Annotated in this window: 20 protein-coding genes and 7 tRNA genes; 7 read left to right on the top strand and 20 right to left on the bottom strand. The window is 63.7% G+C overall.

Features of this window, described 5'->3' with window-relative positions:
* The first annotated feature begins 90 nt into the window (after positions 1–90).
* Positions 91–3,378: a bifunctional diguanylate cyclase/phosphodiesterase gene (locus FIV02_RS09875; protein WP_152488508.1), complete on the top strand. Its 3,288-nt coding sequence runs from the start codon at positions 91–93 to the stop codon at positions 3,376–3,378.
* Between the two features lie 57 nt (positions 3,379–3,435).
* On the opposite strand, the gene FIV02_RS09870 is transcribed toward FIV02_RS09875, so the two are convergent.
* Together FIV02_RS09870 and FIV02_RS09865 are read right to left on the bottom strand one after the other, a co-directional pair.
* Positions 3,436–3,885: an Hsp20 family protein gene (locus FIV02_RS09870; protein WP_047584376.1), complete on the bottom strand. Its 450-nt coding sequence runs from the start codon at positions 3,883–3,885 to the stop codon at positions 3,436–3,438.
* 106 nt (positions 3,886–3,991) lie between these two features.
* Entirely contained in the window at positions 3,992–4,957 is a 966-nt protein-coding gene (locus FIV02_RS09865) for a tRNA-dihydrouridine synthase (RefSeq protein ID WP_152488507.1), read from the bottom strand.
* 100 nt (positions 4,958–5,057) lie between these two features.
* Here FIV02_RS09865 and FIV02_RS09860 point away from each other — a divergent pair, with 100 nt between their 5' ends.
* Positions 5,058–5,453, top strand: a complete 396-nt coding sequence (locus FIV02_RS09860; protein ID WP_152488506.1) for a hypothetical protein — start codon at positions 5,058–5,060, stop codon at positions 5,451–5,453.
* Positions 5,454–5,460: 7 nt separating this feature from the next.
* On the opposite strand, the gene FIV02_RS09855 is transcribed toward FIV02_RS09860, so the two are convergent.
* A complete protein-coding gene (locus tag FIV02_RS09855; RefSeq protein WP_037054427.1) occupies positions 5,461–5,910 on the bottom strand; it encodes a thioesterase family protein in 450 nt (149 codons plus the stop codon).
* Between the two features lie 202 nt (positions 5,911–6,112).
* On the opposite strand from FIV02_RS09855, the gene FIV02_RS09850 reads away from it, so the two are divergent.
* A complete protein-coding gene (locus FIV02_RS09850; protein WP_256663113.1) occupies positions 6,113–7,975 on the top strand; it encodes a diguanylate cyclase in 1,863 nt (620 codons plus the stop codon).
* Here FIV02_RS09850 and FIV02_RS09845 read toward each other — a convergent pair.
* The 10 genes from FIV02_RS09845 to FIV02_RS09800 all read right to left on the bottom strand — a co-directional run bounded on the left by FIV02_RS09845 (position 7,945) and on the right by FIV02_RS09800 (position 12,855).
* Entirely contained in the window at positions 7,945–8,784 is an 840-nt protein-coding gene (locus tag FIV02_RS09845; protein ID WP_037054430.1) for an alpha/beta fold hydrolase, read from the bottom strand. The two genes, FIV02_RS09850 and FIV02_RS09845, sit on opposite strands and share 31 nt — an antisense overlap.
* Before the next feature lie 23 nt (positions 8,785–8,807).
* Positions 8,808–9,347, bottom strand: coding sequence for a TetR/AcrR family transcriptional regulator (locus tag FIV02_RS09840; protein WP_152488505.1), 540 nt, complete (start codon positions 9,345–9,347; stop codon positions 8,808–8,810).
* Positions 9,348–9,518: 171 nt separating this feature from the next.
* A tRNA-Glu gene (locus FIV02_RS09835) sits at positions 9,519–9,594 on the bottom strand.
* A gap of 48 nt (positions 9,595–9,642) precedes the next feature.
* Positions 9,643–9,718, bottom strand: a tRNA-Ala gene (locus FIV02_RS09830).
* A gap of 47 nt (positions 9,719–9,765) precedes the next feature.
* Positions 9,766–9,841, bottom strand: a tRNA-Glu gene (locus tag FIV02_RS09825).
* Positions 9,842–9,889: 48 nt separating this feature from the next.
* Positions 9,890–9,965 (bottom strand) — tRNA-Ala (locus tag FIV02_RS09820).
* A 49-nt stretch (positions 9,966–10,014) separates the two neighbouring features.
* Positions 10,015–10,090 (bottom strand) — tRNA-Glu (locus FIV02_RS09815).
* 60 nt (positions 10,091–10,150) lie between these two features.
* Positions 10,151–10,226 (bottom strand) — tRNA-Ala (locus tag FIV02_RS09810).
* A 191-nt stretch (positions 10,227–10,417) separates the two neighbouring features.
* Positions 10,418–11,899 carry a glutamate--tRNA ligase gene (gltX, locus tag FIV02_RS09805; protein ID WP_152488504.1) on the bottom strand — a complete coding sequence of 494 codons (1,482 nt, stop codon included), beginning with the start codon at positions 11,897–11,899 and terminating at the stop codon, positions 10,418–10,420.
* A 35-nt stretch (positions 11,900–11,934) separates the two neighbouring features.
* Positions 11,935–12,855, bottom strand: a complete 921-nt coding sequence (locus FIV02_RS09800) for a LysR family transcriptional regulator (protein ID WP_037054083.1) — start codon at positions 12,853–12,855, stop codon at positions 11,935–11,937.
* A 107-nt stretch (positions 12,856–12,962) separates the two neighbouring features.
* Here FIV02_RS09800 and FIV02_RS09795 point away from each other — a divergent pair, with 107 nt between their 5' ends.
* Both FIV02_RS09795 and FIV02_RS09790 read left to right on the top strand, forming a co-directional pair.
* On the top strand, positions 12,963–14,012 hold the full coding sequence (locus FIV02_RS09795) for an HlyD family secretion protein (RefSeq protein ID WP_047584216.1): 1,050 nt from the start codon (positions 12,963–12,965) through the stop codon (positions 14,010–14,012).
* A gap of 49 nt (positions 14,013–14,061) precedes the next feature.
* The gene (locus FIV02_RS09790; protein ID WP_172979211.1) at positions 14,062–15,555 is read left to right on the top strand and encodes an MDR family MFS transporter; all 1,494 of its coding nucleotides are present in this window, start codon (positions 14,062–14,064) and stop codon (positions 15,553–15,555) included.
* Between the two features lie 471 nt (positions 15,556–16,026).
* Here the strand turns inward: FIV02_RS09790 and uvrB are convergent, their stop codons facing one another.
* The gene (gene uvrB / locus FIV02_RS09785; protein WP_152488502.1) at positions 16,027–18,042 is read right to left on the bottom strand and encodes an excinuclease ABC subunit UvrB; all 2,016 of its coding nucleotides are present in this window, start codon (positions 18,040–18,042) and stop codon (positions 16,027–16,029) included.
* Positions 18,043–18,288: 246 nt separating this feature from the next.
* Between uvrB and FIV02_RS09780 the strand changes: the two genes are divergently transcribed.
* Positions 18,289–19,485, top strand: a complete 1,197-nt coding sequence (locus tag FIV02_RS09780) for an amino acid aminotransferase (protein ID WP_134677803.1) — start codon at positions 18,289–18,291, stop codon at positions 19,483–19,485.
* Positions 19,486–19,702: 217 nt separating this feature from the next.
* Positions 19,703–19,778: transfer RNA gene (locus tag FIV02_RS09775), tRNA-Asn, on the top strand.
* 424 nt (positions 19,779–20,202) lie between these two features.
* Here FIV02_RS09775 and FIV02_RS09770 read toward each other — a convergent pair.
* From FIV02_RS09770 to FIV02_RS09745, 6 genes are all read right to left on the bottom strand, one after another.
* Positions 20,203–20,526 (bottom strand): helix-hairpin-helix domain-containing protein, encoded by a 324-nt coding sequence (locus tag FIV02_RS09770; protein ID WP_152488501.1) that lies wholly within the window; start codon positions 20,524–20,526, stop codon positions 20,203–20,205.
* Between the two features lie 89 nt (positions 20,527–20,615).
* A complete protein-coding gene (locus FIV02_RS09765; RefSeq protein WP_152488500.1) occupies positions 20,616–22,601 on the bottom strand; it encodes a nucleoside-diphosphate sugar epimerase/dehydratase in 1,986 nt (661 codons plus the stop codon).
* A gap of 93 nt (positions 22,602–22,694) precedes the next feature.
* Positions 22,695–23,246: a sugar transferase gene (locus FIV02_RS09760; protein ID WP_152488499.1), complete on the bottom strand. Its 552-nt coding sequence runs from the start codon at positions 23,244–23,246 to the stop codon at positions 22,695–22,697.
* A 22-nt stretch (positions 23,247–23,268) separates the two neighbouring features.
* Positions 23,269–24,222, bottom strand: a complete 954-nt coding sequence (locus FIV02_RS09755; RefSeq protein WP_152488498.1) for an NAD-dependent epimerase/dehydratase family protein — start codon at positions 24,220–24,222, stop codon at positions 23,269–23,271.
* On the bottom strand, positions 24,215–25,177 hold the full coding sequence (locus FIV02_RS09750; protein ID WP_152488497.1) for a glycosyltransferase: 963 nt from the start codon (positions 25,175–25,177) through the stop codon (positions 24,215–24,217). Before FIV02_RS09750 ends, FIV02_RS09755 begins: the two co-directional genes overlap by 8 nt.
* A complete protein-coding gene (locus tag FIV02_RS09745) occupies positions 25,178–26,302 on the bottom strand; it encodes a glycosyltransferase family 4 protein (RefSeq protein WP_152488496.1) in 1,125 nt (374 codons plus the stop codon).
* Positions 26,303–26,398 lie beyond the last annotated feature (96 nt).

Below are 26,398 nucleotides of genomic sequence, written 5' to 3'. Positions count from 1 at the left end.
CGACTAACGTGGCGATAGACCACTACGCAGGAAGCCAAATGCCTTCGACGCCCGCCATGCTTCTCACGCGCACCAGAGGAGGGTTCGGCCATGGCCAGATCGACTGACCAGACACCGCCCCTGCCGCACATTCCGGCGATGGACCCCGTCGAATTCGAGCAGGCCTGGCAGGATGCGCAACGCTTGCTGGCCGCGCTGAACGGCGCCCACCTCGGCACCTGGTACTGGGACATCCGCAGCGGCCAGGTGAACTGGTCGCGTGGCGCACAGGCCCTGTTCGGCCTGGACCCCAACCGCCCGGTCACCCGCGAGCTGCGCTACATCGAGCTTATCCCCGAGGAGGAGCGCGCCGAGGTCCTGGCGACCTTCCACAACATCCTCAAGGGCGAGCCGATCAGCAAGGCCCTGCGCCACCGCATACGCTGGCCCGATGGCAGCCTGCACTGGCTGGAGATCACCGGCAGCCTGCAACACGAGGCCGATGGCCGCCCGCGCATGTTCGGCGTGATCCGCGACATCAGCGCCCAGCAGGAACGCGCGGAAGCGCTGCGCGCCTCGGAAGAACGCTTCGCCAGCCTGTTCCGCCTGAGTCCCGACATCATGATGCTGGTGCGCTACGACGACAGCGAGATCGTCGAGGTCAACCAGCACTTCACCCAGGCCTTTGGCTGGGGCGCGAGCGAGGTGCTCGGCCGCCCCACCGCCGACCTGGATATCTGGGTGCATAACGCACAGCGCGACCACCTGCGCCAGCAGGCCCCTCTCAGCCAGGACCCCGTGATCCAGGAAGTGCAGCTGCGTACCCGCAGCGGCGAGATCCTCGACGGCATCCTCTCGAGCCAGTACATCGAACTGCAGGGCGAGCGCCTGATGCTCTGCACCTTCCTCGACACCAGCGAACGCAAGCGCGCCGAGAACGCCCTGCGCGCCAGCGAGGAAAAATTCGCCAAGGCCTTCATGCACACGCCGGACGCGGTCGCCATCACCGAGCGCGCGACCGGCCGCTTCATCGAGGTCAATCGCAGCTTCGAGCAGCAGTTCGGCTGGAGCAGCACCGAGGCGGTGGGCCGTACCTCGCTGGAGCTGGGTGTCTGGGCCGACCCCGATGACCGCCTGCGGATGCTCGAAGCGCTCGAGGCCGGCAGCCTGAACAACCTGGAGGTGCGCCTGTTCAGCCGCGACGGCAGCGTCAGCATCAACCTGCTGTTCGGCGGCGTCATCGAACTGGACGGTGTCGAATGCCTGGTGCTCACCGTGCGCAACATCACCAGGCAGCGCGCCCAGGAGCAGGCGCTGCAGGAGAGCAAGCAGCGCCTGAAACTGGCGCTGGAGTCCGCCGATCTGGGCACCTGGGACTGGCACATCCCCAGCAGCCGCCTGTTCGCCAGCGCCAGGGCCGCGGAGCTGCAGGGCTTGTCGGCGACACCGTTCGAAGGCGCCTTCCTGGACTTCTTCCGCCAGGTACCGATGGCCGACCGGCACAGCCTGCGGCAGAGCTACCAGCAACTGGTCGAGGAACGCCGCAACCACTACCAGGTCACCTACCGGGTGCAACTGAAAGATGGCGGCCTGCGTTTTCTCGAGAGCACGGCCAAGCTGCAGCTCGACGAACACGGGCAGCCGCTGCGCATGGTCGGCACACTGGTGGACATCAGCGAACGGGTCGTGCACGAGCAGCGCGTCAGGGCCTCGGAGGAGAAGTTCGCCAAGGCCTTCCACTCCAGCCCGGATGCCATCACCATCACCGAGCGCGACAGTGGCCGCTACATCGAGGTCAACGAAGGCTTCTCGCGCATCACCGGCTACCAGAACGCGGAAGTGATCGGCCGCACCTCGCACGACCTGAACATCTGGGCCTATCCCGATGAACGTGCGCGGATGATCGAGCACCTGACCCAGCATGGCCATGTCCTGCACATGGAAATGCATGGCCGCCACCGCGACGGCGAAGTGCGCCTGGTCGACGTGTCCGTGCAGACCATCGAACTCAACGGCGTGACCTGCCTGCTGCTCACCGCCCGCGACATCAGCGAGCTCAAGCAGGCCCAGGCGCAGGTCCAGCACCTGGCGTATCACGACGCGCTGACCAACCTGCCCAATCGCGCCCTGCTGATGGATCGCCTGACCCAGCAGATCTCCCTGCTCAAGCGCCACGATCTGCGCGGTGCCCTGCTGTTTCTCGACCTCGATCACTTCAAGCACATCAACGACTCGCTCGGCCACCCGGTGGGCGACGCCGTGCTGCGCCTGGTCACTGCGCGCCTGGAAGCCAGCGTGCGCCTGGAAGACACCGTGGCGCGGCTCGGCGGCGACGAATTCGTGGTGCTGCTCTCGGGCCTGGAAGGGAAACGCTCCGAGGTGACCCGCCAGGTGCGCCAGGTCGCGGAAAAGCTGCGGCAACTGCTGGCGGAGCCGATGCTGCTGGACGGCCATCGCCTGCAGGTGACCCCGAGCATCGGCGTCGCCCTGATTCCCGACCACGGCAACACCCCGGCGGACCTGCTCAAGCGCGCCGACATCGCCCTCTACCGCGCCAAGGACTCCGGGCGCAACGCCATCCAGCTCTTTCGCTCCACCATGCAGGAAGCCGCCAGCGCCCGCCTGCGCCTGGAGAACGATTTGCGCCTGGCCCTGGCGCGCGGGGAGTTCGAGCTGCACTTCCAGCCCCAGGTCGACGCCCGCGACGGCAAGGTGGTCGGCGCCGAGGCCCTGCTGCGCTGGCAGCATCCGCAGCTGGGCCCGCAGTCACCGGCGCAGTTCATCCAGGTTCTGGAAGAGAGCGGCCTGATCATCGAGGTCGGCAGCTGGGTGCTCGCCGAAGCCTGCCACTTCTGCTCCCAGCTGCTGGTCGACGGGCTGATCGACAGCGAGCGCTTCAGCCTGTGCGTCAACATCAGCCCGCGCCAGTTCCGCCAGCACGAGTTCGTCGAGCGGGTCGCCAAGAGCCTGAAGGACAGCCGGCTGCCGAACGCCATGCTCAAGCTGGAGGTGACCGAGGGCATCGTCATCCAGAACATCGACGATACCGTGGGCAAGATGCTGCGGCTGAAGAAGCACGGCGTCAGCTTCGCCATGGACGACTTCGGCACCGGCTACAGCTCGCTGACCTACCTCAAGCGCCTGCCGATGGACATGCTGAAGATCGACCAGTCGTTCGTGCGCGACGCCACCAGCGACCCCAACGATGCCGAGATCATCCGCGCCATCATCGCCATGGCCCGCAGCCTGGACCTGGAACTGATCGCCGAGGGCGTCGAACAGCAGGAACAGCTGGACTTCCTCCAGGCCCTCGGTTGCCACCTCTATCAGGGCTACCTGTTCAGCAAGCCACTGCCCCAGGACGCCTTTCGTCAGCTCTTGCAGGCACAGGGTCGCTGACCCCCGAAACGCAGAAGGCGCCCAGTGGGCGCCTTCCTTTCGCAGCATGAACGGGGATCAGCTTTCCAGTGCCGGGCGCTGGCTGCCGATCGGGATGCGCTTGGCCTTGGCCTCTTCCGGCACGATGCGCTCCAGCTCGACATTGAGCAGGCCGTTGACCAGGTTGGCGCCCTTGACCTCGATATGGTCGGCCAGGCGGAACGACAGCTTGAATGCGCGCTGGGCGATGCCCTGGTGCAGGTAGCTGACGCTTTCCGCGCTGCGATCACGCTTGTTGCCGACCACGGTCAGCACGCCACGCTCGACCTGCAGTTCCAGGTCGTCCTCCTCGAAACCGGCAGCCGCGACCACGATGCGGTAGTGGTCCTCGCCGTGCTTCTCGACGTTGTAGGGAGGGTAGGAGCTGCCAGCGTCGTTGCTACGCAGGGCAGATTCGAAAAGATCGTTGAAACGGTCGAAACCGACGGACTGGCGGAACAGGGGGGCCAGGGACAGTACGTTGCTCATGAGTATTCTCCTGATGATTCAGCAAGTGTCATAGCGCGGGACCCGACTTCGGCATCCCGCAGTCACTTATCTGAGGCCACCCGGAAAAATTTCAAGGCCCTGCCTGTCAAGCCCTGTTCGCACCCACCGCGACAGCCCCGAGCAGGCGGTCGATGCGCTCGCAGTCCTGCTCGCCGCGGACCTCGGCGAACAGCGCGACGGCCTCGGGGTAGGTGCGGGTCAGCATCGCCAGCCACTGCTTCAGGCGCCCCGGCGCGTAACGCGGCGCCAGCTTGCGCCGGGCCTGCTGCCAGAAATCCAGCAGCAACGGCTGCAGTTCGGCCCAGCCCATTTCCTGCGGTTCCTCACCCGCCCTGAGCGCCGCGATCTGCCGCGCCAGGCCCGGCCGCGAGACCAGTCCGCGGCCCAGCATGATGTCGTCCACCCCGCTGATCTCACGGCAGCGCCGCCAGTCATCCAGGGTCCACACCTCGCCGTTGGCGAACACCGGAACGCCGACCACCTCCTGCACCCGCGCCACCCACTCCCAGTGCGCCGGCGGCTTGTAGCCCTCGACCTTGGTCCGTGCATGCACCACGATCTGGCTCGCCCCACCTTCGGCCAGCGCCCGCGCGCAATCGAGCGCACCTTCCTTGCCCTCGAACCCCAGGCGCATCTTGGCCGTGACCGGAATCTCGGCCGGCACCGTGCGCCGCACCTCGCGGACGATGGCATGCAGCAGCTCCGGCTCCTTGAGCAGCACCGCCCCACCCCGCGACTTGTTCACGGTCTTGGCCGGGCAGCCGAAGTTGAGGTCAATCACCGGCGCGCCCAGGGTGCAGGCGAATGCCGCGTTATCGGCCAGGCACTGAGGATCGGAGCCGAGAAACTGCACGCGCATCGGCGTACCGGCCCGGGTGCGCGCACCGCCGAACAGCTCGGGGGCCAGCTTGTGGTAGGTGGCGGCCGGCAGCAGCCGTTCGCTGACGCGAATGAACTCGGTGACGCACCAGTCGATGCCGCCGATGCGGGTCAGTACGTCGCGCAGGATCTCGTCGACCAGCCCCTCCATGGGTGCCAGGGCGATTTGCATGAGGTTGTCCGGGAAAATGGGGCGCACAGTTTAAGGGGTCGCGCGCCGTGCGCAAGATGGGCGACACTGATTGCATGGATAGCCACACGGAGCTGCCGTCATGCGTCATACCGCACTCGTTCTGCTCGGCCTACTGTGCCTGGGCGCCCATGCCAGCGACACCCTGCCACGCGGCGTCGAACATCGCCCCCCGGCCCCTGCCGTCGGTGCGCCGGCCCGCCTGATCTTCAGTCGCGACAACAACGCACCGAACGCCTGCAATGTGGAGCTGTACGTCAATCAGCAGGTAGTGGCGAAACTCGGCCCGGACGAGCGCACCAGCCTGGACCTGCCCAGCGGCGAGCTGAGCATCGCCGTGGCCATGTCACCCGATGGCTACTGCGGCGGCCGTGGCCCCGGAACGGCCCAGTCGATAGTGCTGGGCCCGGGTGAAACCCGGCATTTCGCCATCGTGGTGAAAGCGGAGCAGGTGTTTCTCGCCCCGCTGTTCAACTGAGGGCGAGTCACAGCTCCAACGGATAAGGCTGCAACAGCGCCTGGCCATAGCCCTCGACGAACTCCACCGGCATACGCTTGGGGCGGCCACTGGACAGCTCGATGCAGACGAAGGTGGTCTTGGCCCGCAGCAGCGTCGTACCGTCCTCGGGGCGCAGCAGCTGGAAACGCCGATCCATCTTCAGGCGCTGATCGGATTCGACGATCCAGGTCGCCATCTGCAGACGCTGCCCCTCATAGGCGCTGGCCAGGTAGTCGATCTCGTGCCGGACGACCGCCATGGCGCGGTCCAGGCGCCGGTACTCCACCAGGTCCAGCCCGAGGAACTGCGAGTGGCGCCAGGCACAGCGCTCCAGCCAACTGACGTACACCGCGTTGTTGGCATGTCCGAGCCCATCGATATCGTCAGCCGTGACATCGATATCGATCAGAAAGGGGCTGGGCAGGTCCCAGGTCATGGTCTTGTCTCCAGGCTTGCCGCAGAGGCTGCGGACGGGGATTGATGCCGAGCGCCGGTTCGCACGCCTGGCGACGCCATCAGCCGCGACTCGACGCCAGCATGATACGCCGCAACGCCGGTCCGTGCAGGGCCGAGCTTTCATCGCGTCATCTCAAAGCGCCATAATGCCGCGCAAGTGCCCGAGAGCCGAGAACGAGCAATTGACTGCCGCCCTGCGCCTACTGATGCTTCTGCTGCTGCCAGCCCTGTCCTGGGCGGGCAGCCTGCCGCTGCCGATCGGCCAGGCGCAGGTCCTGCCCGGCCCCTACATGCAGTACTGGAAGGACCCGAGCGGCAGCGCCGACTTCACCGACGTGCGCAACCTGCCCGACTCGGCCTGGCAGGAGGTCGGCCGGCGCGACGCCAGCTTCGGTTACGGCGGCAGCGCCTACTGGCTGCGCCTGGACGTTCACAACCCCCACCCACGCTCGCTCGGCTGGGTGCTGCTGGTCGGCAACCCCCTGCTCGATCAGCTGGATGCCTACGGCCTGGACGGCAAGCGTATCTACCGTGCCGGCGACCAGCGTCCGTTCGACTGGCGCTGGGTCGAGCATCGCCAGCTGCTGCTGCCGCTGCAGGTCGGACCTGGCGAAAAGCGCCGCATCTGGCTGCGCATGCAGACTGCGGGCTCGGCCAACCTCAGCGCCAGCCTGATGACCCGCGACGCCTTCGACCACCAGGAACAGCGCAGCCTGCTGCTGCAGGGCCTGTTCTTCGGCGCGCTGATCGCGATGTTCATCTACAACCTGAGCATCTTCGGCATCACCCGTGATCGCAACTACCTCTGGTACAGCCTGTTCGTCGCCAGTTTCGGCTTCTACCAGTTCATCCAGCTGGGCTTCGCACTGCAGTGGCTCTGGCTCAATGCCCTGACCTGGCACCAGCTGAGCTTTCCGTTCGCCTCCGCGCTGGCCACGCTGTTCGGCATCCAGTTCACCTACGGCGTGCTGGAGCTGGACAAGGCGCCAAAGGCCTATCGCCGGACGACCAGCATCCTCAAGGCCTGCACCTGGCTGGTCCTGGGCATGGCCCTGTTCGGCCCCTACACTCCGGCCCTGATGGGCAGCTTCGTCATAGTGGCCGCCTGTGCGATAGCGGCCTTCGTGATCACCCTGCTGCGCTGGCGTGCCGGCTTTGCCGCGGCGCGCCTGTTCGCCCTGGGCTGGTTCGTGCTGATCAGCGCCAGCCTCGCCAGTATTCTGACCGGCACCGGCCTGCTGCCCTACTCCTTGCTCACCCTGCACATCCAGCAGATCGGCGGCCTGATCGAGATGACGGTATTCTCCGTCGCCCTCGCCGCACGCATTCGCCAGGCCCAGGAGGCCGAGCGCACAGCCCAGGCCAGGCTGATCGACCAGGAACGTCGCCTGCGCAACGAACAGGCCAAGCACCTGGAGCTGCAGACGAGGATCAGCGAGAGCCTGGACCAGCGCGTGCAGGAGCGCACCGCCACCTTGCAGGACACCCTGCAGCAGCTCTCGAGGGCCAACCTGCGCCTGGCCGAACAGAATCGCCGCGACGGACTCACCGGCCTGTTCAATCGCCAGACCCTGAACGAAGAACTGGTGCGCGCCTACGCCCGCGCCGAGCGCAGCCGGCAATCGATCGCCGTGCTGATGCTGGATCTGGATCACTTCAAGCAGGTCAATGACCGTTATGGCCATCTCGCCGGCGATGCCTGCCTGCGTCATGCAGCCGAGCGCTTCCAGCAGCGCCTGCGCAGCAGCGACCTGCTGGCCCGTTTCGGCGGCGAGGAGTTCGTCGCCCTGCTCGACAACACCGACCTGACGGGCGCCCTGGACCTGGCCGAGCAGTTGCGCGAGGACCTGGCCCAGCACCCCTGCCCCTACCAGCAGCAGGACATCCCGCTGAGCCTGAGCATCGGCCTCTACGCCGGCGTGCCCAGCGAACCGGGCTGCGCCGAACACTGGCTGGACCTGGCCGACCGCGCGCTGTATCGCGCCAAGGCAGCCGGGCGCAATCGCGTGGCCAGCTACGACGCCACGGCCTTCAGCGACGCCTGACGCACCTCGCCGAGCAGGTCGAGCACGGCCCGCACGATCGCCGGATCACCCAGCAGCCGCTGGTGCCCACCCGCCGGCAGGCGCAGCAGCTGACTGTCGAACCAGGCCTGGTGGATCAACTCGGCCTCGCTGACCGGCACCATGGCATCGTCCTCGGCGTGCACGACCAGTCCCGGAACGTTCAGCTGATAGCGCTGCACGTCGAGGTGCGCAGCGGGAATGCCTGCATGGGTTTCCACCTGACGCACGAAGTGCGCACGAGCCGCCGCAGGCAAACCCATGAAATGGGCGAAGCCCCGCAACACGCCGAGAATCCGGCTCGGCGCCGCGATGCTGACCAGCGCGTCGGTGCGCAGGCCCATCTGGATGGCCAGCAGCGCGCTGGCCCCACCCATCGAATGGCCGATGACCGCCTGCAACGGCGGCAGCTCGCTGGCCGCCTCGAGCAAGGCGCGGGCAAACAGCACGACATTCGCCTCACGCCCCGGTGAACGCCCATGGGCGGGCGCATCCAGCGCCACGACACCATAGCCGGCATCGACCAGGCCACGGATCAGCAGCGCGAACTGGGTCGGCCGCCCCTCCCAGCCATGCATCAACAACACCGTTGGCCCGCTGCCCCAGCGCAACGCCGAGAGACCGAAACGCAGCGTGATGCGCTCGGCGCTGTTCAGCAACGGCAGCTCCCAGTCGCGCGGCGGCAGGTTGCGCGGCGTCATGAAGCGTTCGCGCAGTCGGCTGGCGAGCAGTTGCGGGGCCACTCGCCCCAGAGCTGCATTGACGCCACGCACCCATGTCATCTGGTTCATCATCGTCTCCTCGAAAGCCGATCTCACAGCACCGCCGCTTTGGCGGCACGCAACAAGCGGTCGGACAGCTCACCGGCGCCCAATGCCCGGGCAAGCGCCAGACCACCCACCATCAGCGCCAGGTCAGCCAGCGCCGTATCCGCCTCCTCCGGCGTGGCGCTCATCTGCGCCACCATCTGCTCCACGTGTTCGACCAGGGCCAGGCGGAAGCCGTCCGGCAGGCGTTCGATCTCCGCCAGCGTGCTGGGCAGCGGACAGCGATCACCAGGCTCGTCGCGATGCCGACGCGACAGGTAGAAGGCTGCCAGCAGCGCCCTGCGCTCCCTGCCGTCCAGGCGCTGATCGACGCCAGCCAGGCGCTCCCTGCGCACACCGAGCAACTGCCTGAACGCCTCCAGCATCAGCGCATCCTTGCTGCTGAAATGCGCATAGAAGCCACCCACCGTGAGCCCCGCCGCCGCCATCACCTCGGCAACGGCCGGGTCGCCAGGGCCGCGCTCGGCAAGGACTCGCCCAGCGGCCACGAGAATGCGCTTGCGGGTTTCGTGCTTGCGTTCGGTCATGGCTGCCGTTCCTTTATATGACGACCACAATATTACAGTCATCATCTTTTCTTGCAAGCAGCCGCGACGACCATCGGTCGCCTTCACGGCAGCGACAGGAATGAGCAGGCAAACAAAAAGGGGCCACCTCGTGAGAGGCAGCCCCTGGGTTCCGCAAATGCGGCAAGAAAATGGCGTCCCCTAGGGGACTCGAACCCCTGTTACCGCCGTGAAAGGGCGGTGTCCTAGGCCACTAGACGAAGGGGACGAAACCTTCGAACGACAAGGCCAGCACGAGGCTGGCCTTGAGTGTGATTGGTGGAGCTAAACGGGATCGAACCGTTGACCTCTTGCATGCCATGCAAGCGCTCTCCCAGCTGAGCTATAGCCCCGAAACCTTGCGGTCGGCTCGCAACGCCTACGCGTTGCGACTGGAAAATGGCGTCCCCTAGGGGACTCGAACCCCTGTTACCGCCGTGAAAGGGCGGTGTCCTAGGCCACTAGACGAAGGGGACGAAACCTTCGAACGACAAGGCCAGCACCTGGCTGGCCTTGCGTGTGTTTGGTGGAGCTAAACGGGATCGAACCGTTGACCTCTTGCATGCCATGCAAGCGCTCTCCCAGCTGAGCTATAGCCCCGAAACCTTTCGGTCTGGCTGCAACGCCTGAGCGTTGCGGCTGGAATAAGTGGCGTCCCCTAGGGGACTCGAACCCCTGTTACCGCCGTGAAAGGGCGGTGTCCTAGGCCACTAGACGAAGGGGACGCAAGACCCTGATCGTGAATCGACTCACATCGATTCTGGCACTCCCGAAGGAGTCGAGATTGGTGGAGCTAAACGGGATCGAACCGTTGACCTCTTGCATGCCATGCAAGCGCTCTCCCAGCTGAGCTATAGCCCCATCTCGAGGACGGGGCGCATGTTAAGAGCGCCCCGATTGCCTGTCAACAACATTTTTCCTTCCGGCCCAAAGTTTTTGCCACTAGAACAACTACTTAGAGCCCACACAGGGTAAAACCGAGCGTGGAAGGCGCTTTGGCGACGGTAGCGGAGTCCATCGCGGCCAACACCCCCACAGGATCGCGCCACGACTCAGTTGATGGCCGCCAGCAGCTTCTCCCACTCCTTGGTCTCTTTCTTCGAGGTGCCACCGAGCAGCTCCAGGGCCTGGCGCAGGCGGAAGCGGGTCAGGTCCGGGCCGAGAATCTCCATGGCGTCGAGCACTGACACCGAGCTGGCCTGGCCGGTGATGGCGGCGAACATCAGCGGCATGGCATCACGCAGCTTCAGCTCGAGGTGCTCGACCACAGCCTGGATGCAGCCGGTGATGCGCTCCTTCTCCCACTGCCGCAGCGACTCCAGCTTCCACAGGATCAGCTGCATCAGCTGGCGAACCTGGTCAGGCGACAGCTTCTTGTGCTCGAACAGCTTGGCGTCGAGGTTCAGGCCACCGGAGAAGAAGAAGCCGGCCAGCGGTGCGATCTGGCTGAAGGTTTCCACCCTGCCCTGCACGTGCGGCGCGATCTTCATCAGGTACTCGGGGTTGAGCGCCCACTTCTGCACTTCGGCGGCGAAGGTTTCCACCGGCAGCTCACGCAGCCACTGGCCGTTGAGCCAGGACAGCTTCTCCAGGTCGAAGATCGGCCCACCGAGCGACACTCGGTTGATGTCGAAATGTTCGATCATCTCGGCCAGGGAGAACTTCTCGCGCTCGTCCGGCATCGACCAGCCCATGCGCCCCAGGTAGTTGAGCATGGCCTGCGGCAGGTAGCCCATGCGCTCGTAGAAGGTGATGCTGGTGGGGTTCTTGCGCTTGGACAGCTTGCTCTTGTCCGGATTGCGCAGCAGCGGCATGTAGCACAGCGCCGGCTGCTCCCAGCCGAAGTATTCGTACAGCTTGATCAGCTTGGGCGCCGACGGCAGCCACTCCTCGCCACGCAGCACGTGGGTGATGCCCATCAGGTGGTCGTCGACCACGTTGGCCAGGAAATAGGTTGGCAGGCCATCGACCTTCATCAGCACCTGCATGTCCATGCGATCCCAAGGGATCTCGACATCGCCACGCAGCATGTCCGGCACGACGCAGACACCCTCGCTGGGCACCTTCATGCGCACCACGTGCGACTCGCCGGCGGCGATGCGCGCTTGCGCCTCGGCGGGCTGCAGATGCATGCAGTGGCCGTCGTAACGCGGGGTTTCCTTGTTGGCCATCTGCTGCGCGCGCACTTCATCGAGGCGCTCGGCGGAACAGAAGCACGGGAAGGCATGGCCCTTGCTGACCAGCTCGTCGGAATATTTCTTGTAGATCTCGCCACGCTCGCTCTGCCGGTACGGGCCGTGCGGACCACCGACGTCCGGGCCCTCGTCCCACTCGATACCCAGCCAGCGCAGTGCGTCGAAGATCTGCTGCTCGGACTCGCGGGTCGAACGCAGCTGGTCGGTGTCTTCGATACGCAGGATGAACTGGCCACCGTGCTGGCGAGCGAAGCACAGGTTGAACAATGCGATGTAGGCGGTGCCGACATGGGGGTCGCCGGTCGGCGATGGCGCGATACGGGTACGAACGGTGGTCATGAATGCTCTCGGAAGGAAGACACGAGGTGTATTGATCAAGCGGGCGATGTTATCAGGCCTGCCGCCCCCGGCTCCAGCGACCCGCCACGGGTGATCGGCAAGCTGGCGATGAGGAAGTCGAGGAAGGTCTTGACCTTCATGGCCTGGAAGCGTCGTGACGGGTAGATGGCGTAGACCTCGCCCACCGGCAGGCGCGCCTCCGGCAGCAGCTCGACCAGGCGCCCGCTGCGCACCGCCTCCTCGCTGATCATGACCGGCAACCCGCAGATCCCGGCGCCAGCCAGTGCCGCCTCACGCGCGAAGGTGATGTTGTTGCAGGTCATCACCCGCTGGCAGGGCAGGTTCTCGCCCAGCAGCGGCCAGTAACGCGGCGCATCGTGCTGCAGGAGGATCGCCCGATGCCCCTCCAGCTCGGCCACGCTGCGCGGCACGCCGTGCGCGGCCAGATAGGACGGACTGGCGCACAGGCGCCGGCCACTCTCGAACAACTTGCGCGCGATCAGGGTCGAGTCCTGCGGCTGCCCCACCTGGATGGCGATGTCCACGCCCTCCTCCAGCGGGTCGACCAGGCGCGAGGTCAGCTCCACCTCGGCGTTGATCTGCGGGTACTGGCGCATGAACTCCCCCAGCACTCGCCCGAGGAACAACTGACCGAACTCGATCGGCGTGGTGATACGCAACAGCCCGGAAGGCTCACGCTGCAACTGCATGACGGCCTGCTCGGCCTCGGCGAAGTCGAGCATGATCTGCCGGCAGCGCTCGTAGTAGGCCTGCCCCACCTCGGTCAGGCGCAGCTTGCGCGTGGTGCGATTGAGCAGGCGCACACCGAGGCGCTCCTCGAGCAAGGCGATGCGCCGGCTCACGGTGGACTTCTGCATGCCCAGGCTGGTCGCCGCCTGGGTGAAACTGTGGCACTCCACCACTCGGGTAAAGATCAGTGCGTCATCAAGCCCCATGATTGTTCCTCATAAGCAACAAAGCATGCCAAGTCTAGAGTCTACTAGCGCAAAGGGAACACTGTTAAATTCGCTTACATTTCTCCGCCGCTTCCCGAGCCTCACGCATGCCCGCCAAACTGCAACGCCGTCTTCTCGTCTTCGTGACCCTGCTGGTGCTGATCGCCGGCGCCCTGCTCATCCAGTGGCTGTTGATCGGTCGCTACCAGGAAAGCACCGACAACGCCTACGTGCAGGGTGAAATCACCCGCGTCTCCAGCCAGCTCAATGCGCGCATCGAAAAGGTGCTGGTGCGCGACAACCAGCACGTGGAAGCCGGCCAGTTGCTGGTCGAACTGGAGAACAGCGATTTCCGCCTGGCCCGCCAGCGCGCCCTCGCCGCCCTGGAGACCCACCAGGCCGAACGCGCCCAGGCACAGAGCAAGCTCGACCAGCAAGGCAGCCTGATCGCCGCCAGCCAGGCCGACGTCGCCGCCAGCCAGGCTACCCTGGAACGCGCGCAGATCGACCTTGGCCGCGCCCAGACGCTGCGCAAGCCGGGCTATGTCTCCGAAGAACGCGTGACCACGCTGGCCGCCGACAACCGCGTGGCCCGCTCGCAACTGGCCAAGGCCCAGGCGGACCTGCAGGCCCAGCGCCAGCAGGTGGCCAGCCTCGAAGCCGAACTCAAGCGCCTGGATGCCCTGATCCTTTCCGCCCAGGCCGATCTGGAACAGGCCGACCTCAACCTTTCGCGCACACAGATTCATGCGCCGATCAGCGGCATGGTCGGCCAGCGCTCGGCCCGCGAAGGCCAGGTGGTACAGAACGGTGCCTACCTGCTCTCGCTGGTACCCGATCAGGACATCTGGGTGCAGGCCAACTTCAAGGAAACCCAAATCGGCCGCATGCGTCCAGGGCAGAAGGCCGAGTTGCTGTTCGACAGCTATCCCGACACCCCCATCGAGGGCCACATCGACAGCCTGTTCGCCGCCTCCGGCGCCCAGTTCAGCCTGCTGCCGCCCGACAACGCCACCGGCAACTTCACCAAGGTGGTGCAGCGCATCCCGGTCAAACTGACCTTCTCCGCCGACAACCCGTTGCACGGACTGATCCGCCCCGGCATGTCGGTGGAAGTCACCATCGACCTGCGCAGCGACGAACACCATGGCGGGTGATGCACTGATCCGCCCGACCGAGGAGCCCAGCCGCCGCGACTGGATCGCGGTGATGAGCGCGATGCTCGGCGCCTTCATGGCGGTGCTGGACATCCAGATCACCAACTCCTCGCTGAAGGACATCCAGGGCGCGCTGTCCGCCACCCTGGAGGAAGGCTCGTGGATCTCCACCTCCTACCTGGTGGCCGAGATCATCATGATCCCGCTGACGGCCTGGCTGGTGCAGCTGCTGTCGGCACGGCGCCTGGCCGTCTGGGTCTCGGTGGGCTTCCTGATCGCCTCGCTGCTCTGCTCCATGGCCTGGAGCCTGGAGAGCATGATCGTGTTCCGCGCGCTACAGGGCTTCACCGGTGGCGCACTGATCCCGCTGGCGTTCACCATGACGCTGATCAAGCTGCCCGAGCATCACCGCGCCAAGGGCATGGCGCTGTTCGCCATCACCGCCACCTTCGCGCCCTCCATCGGCCCCACGCTTGGCGGCTGGCTGACCGAGAACTGGGGCTGGGAATACATCTTCTACATCAACGTGCCGCCCGGCCTGATCATGATCGCCGGCCTGCTCTACGGCCTGGAGAAGAAGGCGCCGCACTGGGAACTGCTGAAGACCACGGACTACGCCGGCATCGTCACCCTGGGCATGGGCCTGGGCTGCCTGCAGGTGTTTCTCGAAGAAGGTCATCGCAAGGACTGGCTGGAGTCGCAGCTGATCGTCGGCCTCGGCAGCGTGGCGCTGGTCAGCCTGATTCTGTTCGTCATCCTGCAGATCTCACGCCCCAATCCGCTGATCAACCTCGGCGTCCTGCGCGAGCGCAATTTCGGCCTGGCGAGCATCTCCAGCGTGGGGCTTGGCGTGGGGCTGTACGGGTCGATCTACGTGCTGCCGCTGTACCTGGCGCAGATCCAGGGCTACAACGCCATGCAGATCGGCGAAGTGATCATGTGGATGGGCGTGCCGCAGCTGTTCCTGATCCCGCTGGTGCCCAAGCTGATGAAGATCATCTCGCCGAAATGGCTGTGCGCCCTGGGCTTTGCCCTGTTCGGTGCAGCGAGCTTCTTTTCCGGCGTGCTCAACCCGGACTTCGCCGGCCCGCAGTTCAACCATATCCAGATCGTGCGCGCGCTTGGCCAGCCACTGGTGATGGTCACCGTCTCGCTGATCGCCACGGCCTACATCCTGCCGCAGGACGCCGGCTCGGCCTCGAGCCTGTTCAACATCCTGCGCAACCTCGGCGGCGCCATTGGCATTGCCCTGCTCGCCACCCTGCTCGACGCACGCGCCAAGGTCTACTTCGATTACCTGCGCGAATCCATCGTGCCGACCAACCCGCAGGTGGAACAGCGCCTGCAACTGCTGACGCAGACGCTGGGCAGCGAGCAGGCCGCGCTGGCCAGATTGAGCCAGATCGTCCACGAACAGGCGACGATCATGGCCTACAACGACGCCTTCCACTTCATCGGCATTGCCCTCGCCGTGAGCATGCTGGCGATTCTGCTGACCCGAAAACTGCCGCAGAACATGGCAGGCGGTGGCGCAGCGCATTGAGCCCCGCCCGTCGTAGGGTGGATGCCGCTTGTTGCATCTACCAGGCGCGGTGGATCGATGAAGCGCGATCCACCCTACGCCAACACCTCCCCCGTAGGAGCGGCTTCAGCCGCGAACCCAACCGTAGGGTGGATGCCGCCTTTTGCATCCACCAGGGGACGGTGGATCGATGAAGCGCGATCCACCCTACGCAGACTCCTCGCCCGTAGGAGCGGCTTCAGCCGCGAATCCAGCCGTAGGGTGGATGCCGCCTTTTGCATCCACCGGGGACGGTGGATCGATGAAGAGTAATCCACCCACGCCGACACCTCACCCGTAGGAGCGGCTTCAGCCGCGATCCCAGCCGTAGGGTGGACGACGCTCCATCCGTCCACCACCTGCGCACGCAACGGTGGATGAGAAGAGCGTCATCCACCCTACGCGACACGCAGAGGCGTAGCCCGGATGCAATCCGGGGGCGACCGCCCGAGATCAGACCTGCAACAGCCGGTCCCGCAGCTTCTGAATCTCGTCACGTAGCTGCGCCGCGGCCTCGAACTCCAGGTCGCGTGCCAGGGCATACATCTTCTCTTCCAGCTGGCGAATGCGCTTGGTGATCTCGCTCGGCGAGCGCAGCTCGGCCTCGTAACGCGCGCTCTCCTCCGCAGCCTTGGCCATACCCTTGCGCTTGTTGCTGCGCGCCCCCGGCACCACCGCGCCTTCGAGGATGTCCTTGACGTCCTTCTGCACGCCCCTGGGCACGATGCCGTTGGCCTCGTTGAAGGCGATCTGCTTGGCGCGACGTCGCTCGGTCTCACCGATGGCGCGCTGCATCGAGCCCGTCATGTTGTCGGCATAGAGAATGGCCTTGCCGTTGAGGTTACGCGCCGCACGGCCGATGGTCTGGATTAGCGAGCGTTCGCTGCGCAGGAAGCCCTCCTTGTCCGCATCGAGAATCGCCACCAGCGACACCTCGGGCATGTCCAGGCCCTCACGCAGCAGGTTGATGCCCACCAGCACGTCGAAGGTGCCCAGGCGCAGGTCACGGATGATCTCCACCCGCTCCACCGTGTCGATGTCCGAGTGCAGGTAGCGCACCTTGACGTCGTGATCGCCCAGGTAGTCGGTCAGGTCTTCCGCCATGCGCTTGGTCAGGGTGGTGACCAGCACACGATCACCCGTCGCCACACGCAGACGAATCTCCGACAGCAGGTCGTCGACCTGGGTACGCGCCGGGCGCACTTCCACTTCGGGGTCGACCAGCCCGGTCGGCCTTACCACCTGCTCCACCACGCGCCCGGCATGCTCGCCTTCATAGGGGCCGGGCGTCGCGGAAACGAAGATGGTCTGCGGGCAGGCCGATTCCCACTCCTCGAAGCGCATCGGCCGGTTATCCAGCGCCGACGGCAGGCGAAAACCGTACTCCACCAGCGTTTCCTTGCGCGAGCGGTCACCCTTGTACATGGCGCCGACCTGCGGTACCGAAACGTGGGATTCGTCGATCACCAGCAGCGCCTCGTCCGGCAGGTAGTCGTACAGGGTCGGCGGTGGCGCACCCGCCGGGCGCCCCGACAGGTAGCGCGAGTAGTTCTCGATGCCGTTGCAGTAGCCCAGTTCCAGGATCATCTCCAGGTCGAAGCGGGTGCGCTGCTCCAGGCGCTGCGCCTCGACCAGCTTGTTCGCGCCGCGCAGGTACTCCAGGCGCTGCTGCAGCTCGACCTTGATGTGCTCCACGGCCTCCAGCAGCGTTTCGCGCGGGGTGACGTAGTGGCTCTTGGGGTAGAAGGTGAAGCGCGGCAGCTTCTGGATCACCTCGCCGGTGAGCGGATCGAAGGCACTGATGCTCTCCACCTCGTCGTCGAACAGCTCGACGCGAATGGCCTCGAGATCCGACTCCGCCGGGAAGATGTCGATCACATCGCCACGCACCCGGAAGGTGGCGCGGGCAAAATCCATGTCGTTGCGCGTGTACTGCAGCTCGGCCAGCCGGCGCAACAGGGCGCGCTGGTCCATCTTGTCGCCCCGGTCGAGGTGCAGCACCATCTTCAGGTACTCCTCGGGGCTGCCCAGGCCGTAGATCGAGGACACGGTGCAGACCACGATGACATCCTGGCGCTCGATCAGCGCCTTGGTCGCCGACAGGCGCATCTGCTCGATATGGTCGTTGATCGAGGCGTCCTTCTCGATGAAGGTGTCCGACGACGGCACATAGGCTTCCGGCTGGTAGTAGTCGTAGTAGGAAACGAAGTACTCCACCGCATTGTTCGGGAAGAACGCCTTGAACTCGCCATAGAGCTGTGCCGCCAGCGTCTTGTTCGGCGCCAGGACCAGGGTCGGCCGCTGCACCTGGGCGATCACGTTGGCGATGGAGAAGGTCTTGCCCGAACCGGTCACCCCCAGCAGTGTCTGGTGCGACAGGCCGGCCTCCAGCCCCTCGACCATCTGCCGAATCGCCTCGGGCTGATCACCGGCAGGCTTGAAGCGGGTCACCAAATGAAAATCGGACATGCAGCACCTCGACAAATTAGCTGTGACGCATCCCGTCGGACGGCGTCAAAAGCCATGAATTGCGGGGCGAGTTGGCAATAGCGCCAAGTAGAGTCGAATTACCTGGCAAAAGGCCTTAATTCAGGGCTTTGCGCTGTCGCCCCCTGGATTCAGGGTCGTTATACTAACGCCCCGTTTACGCGCTCCCTAGCGCTTTCGTTGGGGACGCCTGGCCACCCACCCCTCACTCGAGCTGCCGCACCCATCATGAGTCTCTTCTCCGCCGTCGAAATGGCTCCGCGCGATCCCATCCTGGGCCTCAACGAAGCATTCAACGCAGACACCCGCACCACCAAGGTCAACCTTGGCGTAGGCGTCTACTACAACGAGGAGGGGCGAATTCCGCTGCTGCGCGCCGTCGCAGAAGCCGAAAAGGCGCGCATCGAGGCCCACGCCCCGCGTGGCTACCTGCCGATCGAAGGCATCGCAGCCTATGACAAGGCCGTACAGGAACTGCTGTTCGGCAAGGGCGCAGCCCTGATCGAGGACGGCCGCGTAATCACCACCCAGGCCCTGGGCGGCACCGGCGCACTGAAGATCGGCGCCGACTTCCTCAAGCGTCTGCTGCCGGACGCCACCGTTGCCATCAGTGATCCGAGCTGGGAAAACCACCGCGCGCTGTTCGAGTCCGCCGGGTTCCCGGTGCAGAACTACCGCTACTACGATCCGTTCAGCAATGGCGTGAACCGTGGCGGCATGCTCGAAGACCTGCGCAACCTGCCGGCCCGCTCCATCGTCGTACTGCACGCCTGCTGCCACAACCCGACCGGCGTCGACCTGCAGCTGGAAGACTGGAAAGCCGTGCTGGACGTACTGCGCGAGCGCGAGCACGTACCCTTCCTCGATATCGCCTACCAGGGTTTCGGTGACGGCATCGAGCAGGACGCCGAGGCCGTGCGCCTGTTCGCCGAGTCGGGCCTGGAGTTCTTCGTCTCCAGCTCCTTCTCCAAGTCGTTCTCGCTGTATGGCGAGCGCGTCGGCGCCCTGTCGCTGGTCACCAGCAGCCGTGAAGAATCGACTCGCGTGCTGTCGCAGCTCAAGCGTGTGATCCGCACCAACTACTCCAACCCGCCGACCCACGGCGCCACCGTGGTCGCCAACGTGCTCAACAGCCCTGAGCTGCGCGCCATGTGGGAAGCCGAACTGGGCGAAATGCGTGATCGCATCCGCAGCATGCGCCTGGCCATGGTCGAGCAACTGGCGGCGCTGGGCGCCAAGCGTGACTTCGGCTTCGTCGCCGAGCAGCGCGGCATGTTCTCCTACTCCGGCCTGACCGTGGAGCAGGTAGAACGCCTGAAGAACGAGTTCGGCATCTACGCCGTCGGCACCGGCCGCATCTGCGTCGCCGCGCTGAACCACGGCAACCTGGACAGCGTGACCCGCGCGATTCACGCCGTACTCTAAGCTTCGCCAGTAACCTGCAAAAACGCCGGCTTGCAAGCCGGCGTTTTTGTATGCACTACAGCCACCTCCGCAGGAGGGGCTCCAGCCGCGATCGGCTGCCGTCGCGGCTAAAGCCCCTCCCACGGGACCAGCGCTGCACAGGCTACATCGCAGTGAAGCCGAAGCCAGAGCAAAGTATTGACTTCCCCTTTTTAATCAGTAACATACGCACCGTTGTTCCGCGATAGCTCAGTCGGTAGAGCAAATGACTGTTAATCATTGGGTCCCTGGTTCGAGTCCAGGTCGCGGAGCCAAATTCAAAAGCCTCGGTTGATCCGGGGCTTTTTTGTGCCTGCCGGACTCTCACCAGGGACTACGTCCCAGGTTATTCGCTTCGCTCACCCCCTCGGGGCCGCGCTGAAGCGCGTTCAGTTGCGCTGTCGAGTCCAGGTTGCGGAGCCAAATTCAAGAGCCCAGCCTAGTGCTGGGTTTTTTATTGCCTGCAGACTCTCACCAGGGACTGCGTCCCAGGTTATTCGCTTCGCTCACCCCTTCGGGGGCGCGCTGAAGCGCGTTCAGCTGCGCTGTCGAGTCCAGGTCGCGGAGCCAAGAGGGCCACGTGAGTCGCCACCTGGTTGATGCCTTCCCACTCCCTGCTCCTGGACTGGCCCCGGTCAGCACCCACAAAAACGCAAAAGGCCGGTCAAGGACCGGCCTGGGCAGGGACGCCCGCAAGCGTCATTTCACACTCAGCTTGTCGCGATTCTTCTCCAGCGTCGCCTCGCCAATTCCCTTCACCTCCAGCAACTCATCGACCGTGGCGAAATCACCGTGCTCCTCACGGTACGCGACGATCGCCTGAGCCTTGGTCGCACCGATGCCGGCCAACTCACGTTGCAGCGTTGCCACATCAGCGGTATTCAGATTGACCAGACCGGTTTGCACCACCTGAGTGGCAGCCGCTTTCGCAGGCTCGGTCTTGGGGGACTCAGCTGCAGTCACGGCCAGGGGAAGGGAAACGAGGACAGCCAAAAGCAGTGAAGAAAGACGAACTTTCAACATGGGAAACACTCCTTGTAAATGAAAAAGCGAAGCCTTCTTGGCTTCGCCCTCCAAACTACACCTTATCCCCCGGCTGTCAAATCCTCGCCTCAGCGCTCCCGGTTTCGCAGGTGGATCCAGTCGACGATCTCACCCTCAGGCACGTAGCCATGTACCGTCTCGCGCAGCAACATGCGCACGCGCGCGTAGTCATCCTCGTCGACGGCTGCCAGCAGCGCCTGAAGACGCGCCTTGAGCTCCTCCCAGGGCAGCATGTCCTCCTCGGCACGCATGATCATCGGATGCTCGGTCGGCTTCACATCCTCGCCAATCAGCAGCTCCTCATAAAGCTTCTCGCCGGGACGCAAGCCCGTGAACTCGATGGTGATGTCGCCATGCGGCGTGCTCTCGTCGCGGACGGAAAGTCCGGAGAGGCGAATCATCTTCTCAGCCAGATCGGCAATCTTCACAGGCGAGCCCATGTCGAGCACGAACACGTCGCCGCCCTGCCCCATCGACCCCGCCTGGATCACCAGCTGCGCAGCCTCGGGAATGGTCATGAAATAACGCGTGATGTTCGGATGCGTCACCGTCACCGGCCCACCCTGCTTGATCTGCTCCCTGAACAGCGGAATGACCGAACCGGAAGAACCCAGCACGTTACCGAAGCGCACCATGGTAAAGCGCGTCTTGTTGACCTGGTGGACGCCCTGCTCCTGGCCGAAGAGCAACGGCGCCGACTCACGACTCAGCGCCTGCAGCACCATCTCGGCCAGGCGCTTGGTGCTGCCCATGACATTGGTGGGACGCACGGCCTTGTCCGTGGAAATCAGCACGAAGTTGGCGACCCCCGCCTTGATCGAGGCCTGCGCAGCATTGGTGGTACCCACCAGATTGTTCAGCACCCCCTCGGCAACATTGTGCTCGACCATCGGCACATGCTTGTAAGCCGCGGCGTGATAAACGGTATTCACCCGCCAGGTCTGCAGAATGTCGAACAAGCGCTCGAAGTTACGAATAGACCCCAGAATCGGCACCAGCCGGATAGACAGCGACTCCCGCTCGATCCGCTGCTGCAACTCGTTGTGAATGCTGTAGAGATTGAACTCGCTGTGCTCGAAAAGCAGCAAGGTGCGCGCACCACTGGCCAGTATCTGCCGACACAATTCGGAACCGATGGAACCACCGGCTCCCGTTACCAGCACGACCTGATCCTTGATGCAGCGCTCGAACAGATCCTGGCGAGGCGGCACCGCATCACGACCAAGCAGATCGGCGATGTCGACCTCCTGGATGTCCTCAACCTTCACACGCCCGCTGGCTAGATCAGTGAAGCCAGGAACACTGCGCACATGCAGCGAATAGGGCTCCAGCGCGTCGAGAATCTCACGCCTGCGCGCCCGCGAGATCGATGGCATGGCCAGGAGAATCTCGTCTGCCCCGGTCTCATCGATCATCTGCTGGATATGCTTGGGCGTATAAACACGTAGCCCTGCAATGACGCGGTTGGCCACCCCCGCATCATCATCCACGAATGCGACCGCCCGCATGGCCCGCCCCAGACGTAGCGCGGCAACCAACTGATTGCCTGCAGTCCCCGCGCCATACACGGCAACACGCGATATGCAGGCGTTGGTCTCACGCTGCCTGGCAATGGGCTCAAGCCACGAACCGATGAAAAACTGGCGCATTCCAAGGCGCAGGCCGCCAAGCAGCAGCAGACTCAACCACCAGTAATTGAACACCATAGAACGCGGCACAAGCGCTGTAGGACCTCGGTACCAGTAGACCGCAAGCGCCAGTACCAATGCCGAGAGAGACACGGCCTTCGCGATGGTGATGAGTGCATCACTGCCCACATAGCGCATCACCGCCCGATACATGCCCAGCCGAACAAAAATGGGCAGCGCGATCAGCGGTGCGACGATGAACAACCAGCCATGCCCAGAAAAAGGCTTGGCCGCATCGATTTCTCCCAGGCGAACTGCAAATGACAGCCAGAGTGCAACCCAGATGAGGATGGTGTCAGCCAACAATTGCAAGAGGCGCTTCTGACGCCTGGGCAAGCCGACCAGAAACTGGCGCACACCGTTCATCCTCACTCCTCAGATCGCCTTACCACAAAAAATGTCGTTTCAGCCAGATACATGCAACTTCGCCACTCGGCATGGACACTCGGATCGAGAGCCTTAATGCACAACCCGATCACCTGCACCTTTACCCAGTGCCGTTTGCAGAATCAGGCTGAAGTAGAGAGAAACCGACATCGACCGGATCATCTTCTCATCGGTCTCGGCAAGCAAAGCCGGTGTCGACATATCGATCCCCTGCACCTGGGCCAGCCCCGTGATACCTGGGCGAACACCATACACACCGCGCGCATCCCGCTCAGTGATCAGCTCGCCCTGATTGAACAGATTAGGCCGGGGTCCAACCAGGCTCATCTCGCCTTTCAGCACGTTCCAGAGCTGTGGCAACTCGTCGAGCTTGGTCTTGCGCAGAAAGCCCCCCAAGCGCGTGATCGAAGTACTGGAGGCCAGATGGCTCGCGACAGAAGCGGTATCCACGGCCATAGTCCGAAACTTGACCAAGGTAAACGGCCGCTTTCCACGGCCTACACGCTCCTGACGAAACATCGGAGATCCCGTGTCCAGCAACCCGAGCACATAGATCAGAATCAACACCGGGAAGCCAAAGACCAAACCCAGCAAGGACAGAGCAACATCAAAAACTCGAATCACAAACCCAACCTCAGAAAGCCTGTCAATCTGACAGCAGGAAACAACGCTTCAGCCCCGCCTCAACGGTGAAGAGCGGTCGCCAATCCAGCGTCTCGCACGTGTGCGAGATATCTACTTGCAGCGAGCCCAGCAAACGCTGAGCCATCGCTTTTCGCCCCAGCAACGCAGCACCAAACTGCAGGACACCGGCCGGCACGGGCACAAGGCGTGAAGGTCGCCCCATCGCCTCTCCCACCAGACGCAGCAACTCGGTCGTCGACAGATCTCGGCCGTCGCCAGCCAGAAAGACGTTATTGGCAGCGGCGGGATGACCTACGCAACGAACGATGAGGTCCACGAGGTTGTCGAGACCGATCAGTGTACGCCGATTGTGAATGGACCCAAGCGGCAGTGGAATGCCCTTCCCGACCCAGCGCATCAAGCTCCCGAAGTTACCCGGTGCCCTTGGGCCGTACACCAGGGGGGGACGAATGATCACCACCTCCATCCCTGTCTCCCGCTGAACCTGCCAAAGCCCCTGCTCAGCCTCCCATTTGGACTGGGCATATGGCTCCGCCGGATGCGGAAGATCTTCTGCGGTGAACGGCCGAGTATTGGCGTTTCCGTTGACACCGATAGAGCTGATGAAAACGAAACGCTTCACACCTGCGGCAGCAGCTTGACGAGCGAGTGTCAGCGCGCCGTCGACATTGGTCATACGCAAGCGTGCGAGTTGCTCGCCCGGGCTAACATGCGGCACATGGGCCACCGCAGCGGCATGCACGACGGCGTGGACACCCTGCAACGCCTGCGACCAGTCGGTATCGGCTTTCACCTCCCCTACCGACACCACCCTGACACCCTCCGCGAAAGGCTGCTTTAGCCTCCGAACAGACGCAACGACCTGCCACATGGGCTCAGCCACGAGACGGGCTACCAGCGCCGAACCGATAAATCCCGAAGCGCCAGTTACCAGCACTGTTCCGCGCTCAATCATTACCGGCCCCCTTGAGCATCAGCGCCCAGCAGATCAGGGCAAAGAACGCCTTGTCCCGCAATCGGCGTCGGCACTGCCAAGCACGCAACGACAAGCCGAACAGAGCAAAGCGATATGAGGTATCCAGACGAGAGATCAAAGGCAACTCCTGCGCATCCAGGATACTGGCGATCAAACGCACCTGGGCCAGCCACCAACCATTGAATACCTGCCTGGCTCGCGACTGCAGCGCCTTAACCCCGGTATTGGCACCAACCTGATTGTTCTCATGCTGGCGATACAACATCGAGGGCACAGGATCGATATACCAGCTATAGCCTTTGCTGCGAGCGAATGCGTAACAGAACCAGTCGTGCAAGGCGACGTGCTCGACACGCTCCTGGCAACCGAGCACGCACTGCTTGATCGCCTCCGCCAATGGTGCCGTCATCACGTAGGTGCAGCCGGGGCCTGCAGCTTCAAAGTGGTGATCCCACTTCATCTGCGCCTGGGATTTGTTCACCAGAACACGCCGCCCGTCGGGCCAGAAAGCCGTCACATTCGACGAGTAGCCATCACAACCACGAGACACGATATGGCGATGAGCGGTGTTGAGCTTGTCCGGCAGCCAGATGTCATCCTGATCGGCAAATGCGATGTAATCGAACGGTTCGAGGTCGACGTCACGCAACAGGCGGAAGAAGTTCTTCGCGGCACCGCCAAACACCTCTCCGTACGTCAACGGCACGACCCTCGGGTCAGTATCTGCAACATCGCACACCCAGGCATACGTGCCATCACTGGACCTGTCGGTGCTCACATACACCGTGACATCCACTCCAACCTGGCTGAGGATCGAATCAAGCTGTTCCGGCAGCCACTGCATGCCGTTGTATGCGGCAAGCAGAACGGCAAATCTGGGACAAGGGGAAGCGGACTCCTCCAGCACGCCTGCCTGGGCAAGCTCCGTACCCATTCAATGCACCTGCTGAAAAGGTTTGGGAGACATATGATTGAGGGCCTGCAAATCAGTCACCACGCGCTCAGATATCTCGCTATCGTCCACAACAACCAAACGCGATGTCGGCTCGATGCCCTCAGCACCAACGGGGGTGGAAACGACGGTTGCGCCGGCCTCCAGCATCTGCAGCACCTTTATCTTTACACCCGCACCGAATAACAACGGTGCGACACAAAGAGTTGCCGCCTGGAACGCTGGGGTGGGGTCGTCGACTGCCCCCGTAACCTTCACGCCCGGAACCAGTTTCCCCAATGCTCGCAAGAACAAACCAGGCGCAAGTCCGATCACCCATAATTGCGCATCAGGAAATACCCGACGAATTCTGCGCCACTTGAACAGAGCGAAATGAGTAATTGAGCGGCTGTTTTCAGGACGCCCCATGTTGCCAAAAAAGACCAGATTCGGCCCCGGTCCGAACTGAGCCAAAACGCTGGTGATTGAGCGAGCACCATCGACTTCCCCAACACCCAACCCCTGCACCCCCCATACCTCTGCACTACCGCCAAACTGCAGATGTCGAAGAAGTTGCTCATCTTTTTCCGACAGCAGGTAACAGCGCTTCACCTTGCTTAGCAGTGAAGCCTCGACCTTCTGCACCCAGGGAAACAACAGGCGCTTGAGCGGTGATCGAACAACCTTCTGACTGACAACGTCATGAACAAAATAGTGAACCGGTAACCTCTCAGCGTAACGTGCGAAACCAAGCGAAGAAGGGAAATCGATCCATAGCTCGGTAGGCTGATGCTGCTCAATGGCAACCTTCAGCGCGGCGACTGCCTGCGGCGATGTACGGGTGAAAAACCAAGGCGCTAGAACAGCACCGGAAAACACATGACGAAACAACCCCGCCAGCGCGGTCCAACGTGATGCCGGTACTTCTGTATAGGAATTGCACCAGGAATCCGCCGCAGCGTTCTTACGCTGATAACGGGGAGCGATGGCCAAGACATCCACTTGCGCGCCCTCATCTCGCAGGCGTCGCAACGTCTCGACACTGATGGCCTCGCCCGCACCAATATAACCACTGGCACCTGGATGAAAGGAGGTAACGAACAACACCTTGCGACGTGGCGTTAACATGCGGCCACCTCAATCAGACTTACAGCGAACAAAGCGTCCTCCCCTAGTACCCACATATCCGGCGACAGGCACTTCCGAGAAAAAGTTGCCATACAG

It is taken from the genome of Pseudomonas sp. THAF187a, from assembly GCF_009363395.1.
Lineage (GTDB): Bacteria > Pseudomonadota > Gammaproteobacteria > Pseudomonadales > Pseudomonadaceae > Aquipseudomonas > Aquipseudomonas khazarica.
This window is presented reverse-complemented; position numbering and strand designations above follow the sequence as displayed.

Bases quoted from the DNA above. Each gene is read 5' to 3' on its own strand.
- FIV02_RS09875 (WP_152488508.1), top strand. From the start codon at position 91: ATGGCCAGATCGACTGACCAGACACCGCCCCTGCCGCACATTCCGGCG.
- FIV02_RS09755 (WP_152488498.1), bottom strand. From the start codon at position 24,222: ATGATTGAGCGCGGAACAGTGCTGGTAACTGGCGCTTCGGGATTTATC.
- FIV02_RS09750 (WP_152488497.1), bottom strand. From the start codon at position 25,177: ATGGGTACGGAGCTTGCCCAGGCAGGCGTGCTGGAGGAGTCCGCTTCC.
- FIV02_RS09745 (WP_152488496.1), bottom strand. From the start codon at position 26,302: ATGTTAACGCCACGTCGCAAGGTGTTGTTCGTTACCTCCTTTCATCCA.
- FIV02_RS09765 (WP_152488500.1), bottom strand. From the start codon at position 22,601: ATGAACGGTGTGCGCCAGTTTCTGGTCGGCTTGCCCAGGCGTCAGAAG.
- gltX (WP_152488504.1), bottom strand. From the start codon at position 11,899: ATGACCACCGTTCGTACCCGTATCGCGCCATCGCCGACCGGCGACCCC.
- FIV02_RS09865 (WP_152488507.1), bottom strand. From the start codon at position 4,957: ATGCAAATCGCCCTGGCACCCATGGAGGGGCTGGTCGACGAGATCCTG.
- FIV02_RS09780 (WP_134677803.1), top strand. From the start codon at position 18,289: ATGAGTCTCTTCTCCGCCGTCGAAATGGCTCCGCGCGATCCCATCCTG.
- FIV02_RS09870 (WP_047584376.1), bottom strand. From the start codon at position 3,885: ATGAGCAACGTACTGTCCCTGGCCCCCCTGTTCCGCCAGTCCGTCGGT.
- uvrB (WP_152488502.1), bottom strand. From the start codon at position 18,042: ATGTCCGATTTTCATTTGGTGACCCGCTTCAAGCCTGCCGGTGATCAG.
- FIV02_RS09860 (WP_152488506.1), top strand. From the start codon at position 5,058: ATGCGTCATACCGCACTCGTTCTGCTCGGCCTACTGTGCCTGGGCGCC.
- FIV02_RS09795 (WP_047584216.1), top strand. From the start codon at position 12,963: ATGCCCGCCAAACTGCAACGCCGTCTTCTCGTCTTCGTGACCCTGCTG.
- FIV02_RS09800 (WP_037054083.1), bottom strand. From the start codon at position 12,855: ATGGGGCTTGATGACGCACTGATCTTTACCCGAGTGGTGGAGTGCCAC.
- FIV02_RS09840 (WP_152488505.1), bottom strand. From the start codon at position 9,347: ATGACCGAACGCAAGCACGAAACCCGCAAGCGCATTCTCGTGGCCGCT.
- FIV02_RS09845 (WP_037054430.1), bottom strand. From the start codon at position 8,784: ATGAACCAGATGACATGGGTGCGTGGCGTCAATGCAGCTCTGGGGCGA.
- FIV02_RS09770 (WP_152488501.1), bottom strand. From the start codon at position 20,526: ATGTTGAAAGTTCGTCTTTCTTCACTGCTTTTGGCTGTCCTCGTTTCC.
- FIV02_RS09855 (WP_037054427.1), bottom strand. From the start codon at position 5,910: ATGACCTGGGACCTGCCCAGCCCCTTTCTGATCGATATCGATGTCACG.